Source organism: Aquimarina rhabdastrellae (assembly GCA_947387485.1).
Lineage (GTDB): Bacteria > Bacteroidota > Bacteroidia > Flavobacteriales > Flavobacteriaceae > Aquimarina.
The window spans coordinates 1-4,228 of sequence record CANDNT010000037.1 but is presented as its reverse complement, the minus strand read 5'-3'; the positions used below and the strand labels follow the sequence as shown (position 1 = coordinate 4,228).

4 protein-coding genes and 1 pseudogene are annotated in these 4,228 nt (G+C 30.7%); 1 reads left to right on the top strand and 4 read right to left on the bottom strand.

Going from position 1 to position 4,228, the window contains the following annotated elements:
* Positions 1-353: pseudogene (locus tag ACYEKI_RS21055) on the top strand (transposase); the annotation flags it as partial.
* Between the two features lie 218 nt (positions 354-571).
* Here the strand turns inward: ACYEKI_RS21055 and ACYEKI_RS21050 are convergent.
* From ACYEKI_RS21050 to ACYEKI_RS21035, 4 genes are all read right to left on the bottom strand, one after another.
* Positions 572-757: a hypothetical protein gene (locus ACYEKI_RS21050; protein WP_459213190.1), complete on the bottom strand. Its 186-nt coding sequence runs from the start codon at positions 755-757 to the stop codon at positions 572-574.
* On the bottom strand, positions 754-1,170 hold the full coding sequence (locus ACYEKI_RS21045) for a hypothetical protein (RefSeq protein WP_459213189.1): 417 nt from the start codon (positions 1,168-1,170) through the stop codon (positions 754-756). Before ACYEKI_RS21045 ends, ACYEKI_RS21050 begins: the two co-directional genes overlap by 4 nt.
* A 960-nt stretch (positions 1,171-2,130) precedes the next feature.
* Positions 2,131-3,390 carry an MFS transporter gene (locus ACYEKI_RS21040; protein WP_459213188.1) on the bottom strand — a complete coding sequence of 420 codons (1,260 nt, stop codon included), beginning with the start codon at positions 3,388-3,390 and terminating at the stop codon, positions 2,131-2,133.
* A gap of 132 nt (positions 3,391-3,522) precedes the next feature.
* Positions 3,523-3,960, bottom strand: coding sequence for a DUF3997 domain-containing protein (locus tag ACYEKI_RS21035; RefSeq protein ID WP_459213187.1), 438 nt, complete (start codon positions 3,958-3,960; stop codon positions 3,523-3,525).
* Positions 3,961-4,228: the final 268 nt, after the last annotated feature.

The following is a 4,228-nucleotide window of genomic DNA, read 5'->3' as shown; positions in this document are numbered from 1 at the left end:
GAAAGTATTTTTGGATTATCGAAAGTAAACTAAAAAGAAAGAATATCGTAGTTCTTCTAAACAATGCAAAAACTGCCCATTAGCTTTACAATTTCTAGGAAAAACAGCCAAAGAAAAGAAGTTTTCTGTAACCTATTATCGTGAACAATACGAACGAAATAAAACTAGAATACATAGTAATAAAGGAAAATATATGAAGCGAAAAAGACAAAGTACAGTTGAACCAGTCTTTGGAACGTTAACTCAATTTATGGGATTAAGAAAGATCAATACTATAGGTATACAACAAGCCAGTAAGGTGATGATGCTTTCTGCTATTGCGTATAATCTCAAAAAATACTTGAAATTCTCTAAAAACCTGAGCAAGAGTATTGCTAAAACCAATATCCTTATTTATAAATCTCTATATGTTGATTTAGGAGCGTATTATATCTCTTTTAAGGAACTTTAATTTTATCAATTAAATATCCTTATCTCATAAGAAAAACCCTTTTAAAGAGCTTTTCTTCTTCTTTATATTTTATAATTATTGACTTGTGCAACAGTTACTATTGTTAGGGCACGTATTTTTTCAAGAAACTTCTAATATTTCAATTTTTTCAATTTCCCAATTTCCGTCGTATTTCTTTAGATGAACAATTCCTCCTTGCCTACATAAACCACCACATCTATAATTTACCCATAATTTTCCATTCAATCTTTCGTCATTAAATTCAATTCTTGAAAAAGAAAAAACTCCAGCAAAATTGTATTTCAAATTTTCTTTCCAAATTTCCATGCCAGAAGGAAATTCAGTTCTTGGTTTAAAGATGAATTTTTTGTATTTTGTATTTTTTTAAAATCAACTTTGGAGGAAGGAATATTCTCCCATTTTTCAATTTCCTCCTCAATAGCAATTATAAATTCAGTATTATATTGAGACTTATTTTTAAAATAGTTGATTTTATATTCTTTCCATTTCTGTAATTTTATTTTACTGTTTTTTTCATCTCTAATTTCTTCTGGCGGCGGTGGAATTGGTCTAATATCCACAAATATTGAATCTACAATTTTTGGAAGTAATTCTATAAAAACATCTTGTTCAAAATTCGAGTCTATTTTTTCTTGTCCACATCCAAATAAGTAGAATAGTGAAAATAGAAATATCAATATGTTTTTGGTTTTTCTCATATGTGCCCTAACAATTATATATAGTTACCATGGAAACTATATATCTATTATATGATCAACTACAAATCTAAAGGATTTTTAATGAACTTAAAATTATTAATAGATATCTAAATAGATATATCTTAAATCTATATTTCTCTTTGAATAAGTGAATGAATAGTTAGGGGTTAGGGAAGGGCTTTTGATTGTTAATAATAGTAATTGAACTTAAATACAACATAAGTAACTGATATTCAAAAGTAAAATTTTAAGCCTTCAAAATATGTTAATTTTGAACAAAAGGTGTACTCTAAAGTGTACTCTTGAACTCTGAAATAATCAAAAAAATATAAATCACTGTCTTGTAGTGGTTTAAAAATAGAGCGGTCGTTTTTGAATCCCGAGGGTTTTAGTAGATTTTCTCGATAAAACCGAGTTTTTACAAAAACAAAAACCACTGAAATTCAGTGGTTTAATTTTAAATTGTAGCGAGAACGGGAGTTGAACCCGTGACCTCCGAGTTATGAAAACGAAGCGACTCTTTATTTTTACACTATAAATCAGATGCTTACATTTTAGTAAAAATACATTTCGATACATTATCAAACATTTGATGTACTTATAAAGTGTACTCTTTGGTGTACTCCTAGAATTTTAGCCTAGTGATAGGTTTAACCAAAATTATTGCTTACGATTAGTAGAATATTTATCTCTTCTATTATTGCGTATATTCTCAAAAAAATTGAGCAAGAGTATTGTAAGAATCGAGAGTCATATTTATAAATCTCTATATGTTGAATTGGGGACGTATTATATCTGTTTTAATAAATTATATTTTTTTCAATTAAATATCCCAATCTCATAAGAAAAGCTCTTTTTCTTTTTTATATTTTATAATTATTGATTTGTGCAACGGTTACTGTTGTTAGCTGTCGTACTTTCCAATTTCAAATAGTCTTTTAAATCCATTAAAAAATACTGTCAATTCAGTTTTTTCTTTCTATACAATCGGTAATAATACCATGCAGATATAATACCTATAAAAGAAAACATTGTCAACATCCAAAAAACATGTTGATGACCTTTTAAACCGGGCGAATTTTCTAAGAGATATCCCATCGCTGGCCCTGTGAATATATCTGGCGTATAACCTACAATGGATATAACACCAACCGCAGTTCCTGTAAGAATTAAAGGAATTTGTCCCCTCTCCATTACTGCAAAGTATAGAGAACGAGCGGCATATACGCCCGTAGCTGTAATTGATATCGATATAAAAAACAAAGTCGTTGCCGAATCTGAAATCAGACCTAGTGCGAACAATAATGCTCCAAAGAATGAAACAATAAATCCAACAGCTAACCATAAAGTAGTTTGTGAGCGATCTGCCAATATTCCGATTAAAATTCCAATTACAGGACGGATAAACAACAAAAAAGTTCCAACTTGAGCAGATTGTATTTGGTCAAATAACATCACATCTCGAGCATATAACGAAAACACATCTGTGATTTTGTAGCCAACATATGCACATAGAATAATGATCATCAACAACCATACAGAAGGTAATCGTAGTACATCCAGAATTTGTGTTTTCGTTATTTTTTCTATGGTAATCTCTTTTTCTATTTCATGATCCAATTTCAAAAAGTACCATACCAATAGACCAACAAGAATTACTATAAATGAAGACACTAGAATAACCTGATTGAATGCTGCCCTACTTTCAGAGATTGTGAGCTCGGAAACTTCTGAAGTAATAAAAACTGAAAAAATCAGAACACCCATAGCTCCAAATAATGCTCCTACTAACCCTCGTCCACCATCCAAAAAGCCAAAAGCCTTACCTTGAGAAGTAGATCCACCCCAAATACGAGTGGCCTTAATCATTGGCGCCCAGAATAAAAAAATGGTTGTAAATCCCCAATACCCATAAAGCATTTTTAATACTGAATAACTAGGAAAAGTAGAATATGCAAATCCTCCTAAAGCGGTCATCCATAATGCAATTGCAATCAATTTTCTTGGAGGAAACTTATCAGCTAAGGGACCTCCGAAGATATAAGATAACAAAGCTACAATGCCATATATTGAAAAACACAAACCTAACTGCAGGTTGTCAAGGCCAAATACTTCAAGAACCGTAGGTCTAAAGACACGTGAAAGAACAAATGGAAGAATAAATACTGACTCTCCTGCCAAAATAATTAGTAAAAGAAAGTGCCAAGGGATTTTTTTCATTAAATAGTATTTTTCCTTTTAAATAAATACAAACAATTTCTAATATGACTGCTAACGTTCCGGCTATGAAGCGTAGGAACGGTTTGGTTGGTTAGGCCTATGCTTTATAGCCATTGTTGTGAGCAGTTTTTATTAATATTCGTATACATCTATCAATTTTATTGATTTCGGTATTTTTAGTTCAATTTTGGTCTTTTCAAAATTATTTTTTGTCAAATTACCATATGATTTTGGCGTTTTAGTATCTAATATCCAATAATCAAATTTATTTGGATCTGGGAGCATATAGCTATCGTTGGGGTCATTAGGAGACCTTTCCATTAATCCTTGTCTGTAAGCGATTACGAATTCATCATGAATATTTAGTTTAAGAACTTTGGTCGGAATTATTGGGGTTTCGTTACCCCACCCATCTTCTGGGACTATTTGTATTTGATGAGATGAAGACCTGAAAATCATATATCCATTTGGAAGTTCTTTAGTGAAGTCTTGACTTCCTGGACCAAAAGAACTAAAGTCACAAGAGTTCAATGTTAGAAGAAGAATAAGTATTGGGTATATTCTGTTCATGTTTTTCTTTAATTGCTCACAACAATTATATATAGTTACTATGGTAACTATATATCTATTATATGATCAACTACAAATCTAAAGGATTTTTAATGAACTTAAAATTATTAATTGCAACCTAGATATGTATATCACCCGTGGTGCATTTGAAGAAAGTTGTGCAAACTACTAAATAGCAGTAAATTGAAGTAACGACACTTTAATTTATATGCACAACTTTAGCGCAAATTTCGAGAAAATAATGGGTGTTTTGAAAAAATTGGAGGTA

Coding starts and splice junctions, on each gene's coding strand:
- ACYEKI_RS21045 (WP_459213189.1), bottom strand. CDS start 1,170: ATGAGAAAAACCAAAAACATATTGATATTTCTATTTTCACTATTCTAC.
- ACYEKI_RS21040 (WP_459213188.1), bottom strand. CDS start 3,390: ATGAAAAAAATCCCTTGGCACTTTCTTTTACTAATTATTTTGGCAGGA.
- ACYEKI_RS21035 (WP_459213187.1), bottom strand. CDS start 3,960: ATGAACAGAATATACCCAATACTTATTCTTCTTCTAACATTGAACTCT.